The organism is Arenibacter amylolyticus, from assembly GCF_002150785.1.
GTDB classification, from domain to species: Bacteria; Bacteroidota; Bacteroidia; order Flavobacteriales; family Flavobacteriaceae; genus Arenibacter; species Arenibacter amylolyticus.
The window spans coordinates 1-1,391 of sequence record NZ_MTAZ01000079.1; the positions used below are offsets into that span (position 1 = coordinate 1).

The 1,391-nt window shown below is 46.8% G+C and carries 1 protein-coding gene and 1 pseudogene; both read right to left on the reverse strand.

Translation table 11 applies throughout. The annotated features are described in order from the left end of the window. Positions 1-233 (reverse strand): annotated as a pseudogene (locus tag BV214_RS16330) (RHS repeat-associated core domain-containing protein); the annotation flags it as partial. Between the two features lie 762 nt (positions 234-995). Continuing rightward, on the reverse strand, positions 996-1,391 hold a 396-nt coding region (locus BV214_RS16865; protein WP_176328541.1), incomplete at its 5' end, for a hypothetical protein.

Below are 1,391 nucleotides of genomic sequence, written 5' to 3' on the forward strand. Positions count from 1 at the left end.
CCCCCTGCGGAACCTGAGGCGGCACCGCCCCAAAAGCCCATGGATGCCGACATTCCGCTGCTGAAAAACCCGCCCCCGGCACCTACCATCCCGGCCACGGCTCCTATCAGTCCGCCCCCGACAATGGTACCGAAGTTCGTCCCGGGCTTCACCGCTTGGGCCACTGCACCGATGACCGCTCCTGCAATTACCGCAAACCAAAAGAACTCCCCATTTGCATCAGTGTACTTCAACGGACTGTTCCATGCCTAGCCTTATTGATCAACGTCCCGGTATTTTCGCCAGCGCACCATCCCGCCTATTTTTGCAAACGCACACCGTGCGTTTACAAAAAGTAGCGTGCACAAAATTGTCCGGCATCAGGAACCGGTGCAGCATGGGGTCGTACAAACGCCCGTTCCCGCCTTCGCTACGCTACGGACGGGCAGGCATGTGTATAAGGTTCACCCCTTGCAAATGCTCGTGCCCTGTATAGCCACGGTCCAAGACGGCGAATTTCGTCAGTGCCGTATTGCTGCCTTCCGTCGACTTAACGATATTGCCCCAGTTGGGACTCTAAAGGGCATTGTTATCGCTGTTTCAAAGAACTTTTCTCTGTACCATACTGGGCATTGTCTGCTTACCGATGTCTGCACAAACGTGAGGCTTGCGGTATCGGGGGAATTAGCATTATGGTTATTTAAAGTACCAAAAACACCACAGAGTTTAACTATCTTCTATTGCGATCACAAAAAATTATGCTTACACTAATTAAAAACTACTTAAAGATTTCCTTTACCACCTGAAATACTCCAAAAAAAAACATAATTGCCAACGCAATGCGAAATCGCCATGTTGTTATTTTATCATCAAATCGATCTGCATTTTTCAATCCATGTTCATCTTCTTGGGGCCGATTAGGAGGTGGTTTAAGAGGATTATTAAAAAAAATAAATCCTAAAATGGATAGGCAAATGCTCAAAAGTCCTAAAATAAGATTATTGGTCTCCATTTTTCTAGTTTGTAATACGATTTATAAGTGTAACCTTCAAATCAACATTCTGTCTTAATATCTGTTGTGACAAAATACTTAATCCTGTTCTTTTAAGGGCATATTTAGTGCCAATACTAATAGCTTGTGAACCGACCGATGCCGTTCCTTGTCCAAAATTTGCGGTGGCCACAGATTCCATAATAGAACCACCAAATGAGATCCCGCTCCCGATTCCGGCCAGTGGCACCCCAATTTCAGCACCCACTACCGACAACGTTAATCCATACCCTGCTACGGCCATACCGTCCCCGACATTCTGTAACATTACCCCGATCTCGGAACCGTTTACCCGAAAGGTCGTGCCCCAATCAATAGAGGTATCGCTTACCCGAAAAGTATATTCTACATTGGCCGTACC